The 3813-nt window shown below is 67.1% G+C and carries 3 protein-coding genes and 1 pseudogene; 2 read left to right on the forward strand and 2 right to left on the reverse strand.

Going from position 1 to position 3813, the window contains the following annotated elements:
• Positions 1-82 precede the first annotated feature (82 nt).
• Positions 83-1294 carry an RtcB family protein gene (locus ACFWPJ_RS01630; RefSeq protein WP_378845857.1) on the reverse strand — a complete coding sequence of 404 codons (1212 nt, stop codon included), beginning with the start codon at positions 1292-1294 and terminating at the stop codon, positions 83-85.
• Positions 1295-1397: 103 nt separating this feature from the next.
• Between ACFWPJ_RS01630 and ACFWPJ_RS01635 the strand changes: the two genes are divergently transcribed.
• Complete coding sequence (locus tag ACFWPJ_RS01635) at positions 1398-2219, forward strand: LAGLIDADG family homing endonuclease (RefSeq protein ID WP_378845859.1); 822 nt, start codon at positions 1398-1400, stop codon at positions 2217-2219.
• Between the two features lie 17 nt (positions 2220-2236).
• Here ACFWPJ_RS01635 and ACFWPJ_RS01640 read toward each other — a convergent pair whose 3' ends face one another.
• The gene (locus tag ACFWPJ_RS01640) at positions 2237-3109 is read right to left on the reverse strand and encodes a ribokinase (protein ID WP_378845861.1); all 873 of its coding nucleotides are present in this window, start codon (positions 3107-3109) and stop codon (positions 2237-2239) included.
• Between the two features lie 187 nt (positions 3110-3296).
• Here ACFWPJ_RS01640 and proA point away from each other — a divergent pair.
• A pseudogene (gene proA / locus ACFWPJ_RS01645) lies at positions 3297-3813 on the forward strand (gamma-glutamyl-phosphate reductase); the annotation flags it as partial.

Consider the following 3813-nt stretch of genomic DNA (forward strand, 5'->3'; position numbering starts at 1 on the left):
TGTAACACCCGTGGTTACACATTGGTTGTTGGGTTTTTTCTGGTGGGCGGGGTGTGGGCGGGCACCCTGCGCCGACGATGACTCACCCCTTCACACAGAGGACCTGACGCAGCGTCGCCACCACGTCGACCAGGTCGGCCTGGGCCGCGATCACCTCGTCGATGTCCTTGTACGCGGCCGGGATCTCGTCGACCACACCCGCGTCCTTGCGCGACTCCACGCCCTCGGTCTGGGCGATCAGATCCGCGACGGTGAACTGCTTCTTGGCCGCGGTCCGGCTCAACCGCCGCCCCGCACCGTGCGACGCCGACTGGAACGAGGCCGGATTCCCCTTGCCCCGCACCACATACGACCGTGTCCCCATCGATCCGGGAATCAACGCGAGGTCACCCGCACCCGCCCGCACGGCACCCTTGCGGGTGACCAGCATCGGCATGCCGTCGATGATCTCCTCCGCCACATAGTTGTGATGACAGGAAATCGGCTCGTCGAAACGCACATCGCGGCCGGCGAATTCGTCGCGCACCGCCCGGCACACCAGCGACAGCATCACCGCGCGATTGCGCGCGGCGTATTCCTGCGCCCAGGTGAGGTCACGCCGGTAGGCGTCCATTTCCGGTGTCCCGGTGAGGAATACCGCCAGATCGCGATCGGGCAGCGACTGGTTGTGCGGCAGCGCCCGCGCGATCGCCATATGCCGCTCCGCCAGCTCCTTGCCGATATTGCGCGAACCGGAGTGCAGCAGAATCCACACGGCGTCGTCCTGGTCGAGGCAGACCTCGATGAAGTGATTGCCCGACCCGAGCGACCCGATCTGCTTGTGCGCCTTGGATTCCAGCGACGACACACCCGGATGCAGCTCGCCGAACTCACGCCAGAACCGGTCCCAGCCCTTCGTCCGCGCCGACTGCCCATGCGAACCGGCATGCAGCGCACCGACGTTCACCGCCTCCTTGTGCGCGTGGAATCCGACGGGCACAGCCCGCTCGATCCGCGACCGCAGGGAATGCAGGTTGTCGGGCAAATCCGCAGCGGTCAACCCGGTCTTGACGCTCTCCATGCCGCAACCGATATCGACACCGACCGCGGCCGGCGCGACCGCGTCCCGCATCGCGATGACCGACCCCACCGTCGCGCCTTTGCCCAAGTGCACATCCGGCATCACACGCAGTCCGTACACCCATTTCAGCTCCGCGATATTGCGGAGCTGACGCAGCGCTGACTGCTCGATCTCGTGCTCGTTGGCCCACATGAGCGTCTGCGCCCTGGTGCCGCGCAGCTCGACGGGAAACATGGTTGTTCCTTCCTCTGTTCGTGTGTAGTAACGGTAGGTAACACCAGCGCGGGTTTGCATCTGATTTTCGCGGCACCGAAAGCACGAACGATCGGGGGATTCGATGGCGTTCAAGATCGGCACACCGGAAGTGGAGCTCGACCCGGCGATCCCTGGTGTTGCCTATACGGTCGGGCTGCTTCAGGCCGACGGTTCGCACGAAGGCAGTCTCGAGGGCAAGGGACGGGTCTCGCTGGAGCTGTCTGTCCGTGACCAGACGGTGTTGACGCAGATTGCGGACATACTCCCCTGTTACTCGTCGATCGGCCGTCGAAGTCGCGCGACCAATTTTGCGGCACGCTCAGAGACGGCGACACTGAGGTTATACGACAAATCTACCCGTCGGGCCTTCGCGAATCTCGGCGTAACAATCGGCCGGAAGGCCGAGGAGATAGCGCCTCCGGCGCAGCCCTTCGCTGAAGCCGACTACCTGCGCGGCTTACTCGACGGCGATGGGTCAGTCGGCTTTACCCGCAAAGGCGAGCCATTTGTGAGCTTTGTGACGGCGAGCCCGGCAGCGGCCGAGTTCTTCTGCCGTGCGGTGCGAAACGTTTGCGGGGTTGAGCGAAGCTGCCGCCCCAATCAGCGGGACGGAGTACGTAACATCATGGTGCTGAACCGAGGGGCGGCGCAGCTCGCTGCCTGGGCGTGGTATTCGCCGGACGTTATTGGGATCGAGCGCAAGAGTGCGGCAGCGGCTGGTGTGGCGCAGTGGTCGCCTTCTGCCGCGAAGGCGGGCCGGTATGGCGTTACCCGGCAGCGGTGGACCGCACTCGAGGACGCTGTCGTTCTCGAGCACCCTCCGATGGAGGCAGCAAAATTGCTGGGACGCACGGTTTCCAGTGTTTCCGCGCGACAATGGCGGCTGCGGCGCAGAGTGGGTTGACCGGCGTCAGCCCGTGGTCAAATAGCCCCGAGGATTGTTTCGATCTCTTCCCGACCCGGTATGGACGAGCTGGCGCCAAGGCGAGTCGTCGCCAGTGCGCCGGCGGCATTCGCCCAGTTCACGGCGCTATTCGGGCTGTCTGTCCAGGTCGCGACGAGAGCGCCGGTGAAGGCGTCACCGGCGCCGGTGGTGTCGACGACGTCGACGGTGAGTCCGGCGACAGCGAACTCCGTGCCGTCGGCGCATCGGTACACCGCACCATCGCCACCGAGGGTACGTACCACGTGTGGCACCCGGTTCAGCTCAGCTGCATACCGTTCGGCCTCCAGCGAATTCACCATGGCGAGGTCGACATCGGCCCACAACTCGGCAGGTAGCGCCCGGACGGGCGAGGGATTGAGCGCGACGACCGTGCCCGATGCGCGGGCGTGCTGAGCTGCCGCGGCCACTGTGCGGAGGGGAATCTCCAGCTGGCACAGCAGGATGTCGGCGGCCGCGATCGCCGCGAGCTCGTCTTCGGTCAGGTCGGTCACCCGGCCGTTCGCGCCCGCGACGACGATGATGCTGTTCTCGCCGGTTCCGTCGACCACGATGGTCGCCACGCCGCTGGGGCCATCGACCGTGCGCAGCAGTGCGGTGTCGACACCGGCCTCGGCCAGCGTGGATCGCAGCGTGGTCCCGAACGCGTCGTCACCGACGGCGCCGAGGAACCGCACCTGTGCGCCCGAGCGGGCTGCCGCGATCGCCTGGTTCGCGCCCTTGCCGCCGGGGACGGTCGCGAAACCGGACCCGAGCACCGTCTCGCCTGGTGCTGGGCGTTGCGCCGTGGTGGTGACCAGATCCATGTTGACGCTGCCCAGCACGACGACGGTGGATGCGGCGGAGTCCATAGCGGCAAATCTAGCGGCGGCGGCACGGTCGGCGGTGATTTCGGGTGGCGAGCGCGGTGTGACCTGTGGACAAGTTCCGCGGCGGCGCGAATTCCTGTGGACAACTCTGTCCCGCCGCCGGTCGGAGCCGTATTCCGGGGTCCGGGTGGCGGCGAGCGGGACAGCCGCACTGCGTACGCTGATACCCATGACGGTAGAAGTGACCCCCGAGCTCGACATCCGCGCAGCGGTGCACGACGCCGCCCGCAGGGCTCGCGTCGCGTCCCGCGTGCTGGCTCAGCTGACCACGGCGCAGAAGAACGACGCACTGCACGCGGCGGCCGACGCGCTGCTCGCCGCCGCCGATCGCGTCCTGGCGGCCAATGCCACCGACATCGCGACCGCGCAGGCCGCAGGCACCGAGGAGAACCTGCTCGACCGCCTGCGGCTGACCAAGGAGCGCATCGACGGCATCGCCTCGGGCCTGCGCCAGGTCGCCGGGCTGCCCGATCCGGTCGGCGGCGTCATCCGCGGTTCCACGCTGCCCAACGGGCTCGAGATCCGCCAGACCCGCGTGCCGCTCGGCGTCGTCGGCATGGTCTACGAGGCCAGGCCCAATGTCACCGTCGACGCGTTCGGCCTCGCGCTCAAGTCGGGCAACGCGGCCCTGCTGCGCGGCTCCTCCTCGGCGGCGAACTCCAACGCCACCCCTGTCTCTTATACAC

This window comes from Nocardia sp. NPDC058497, from assembly GCF_042720195.1.
GTDB lineage: Bacteria > Actinomycetota > Actinomycetes > Mycobacteriales > Mycobacteriaceae > Nocardia.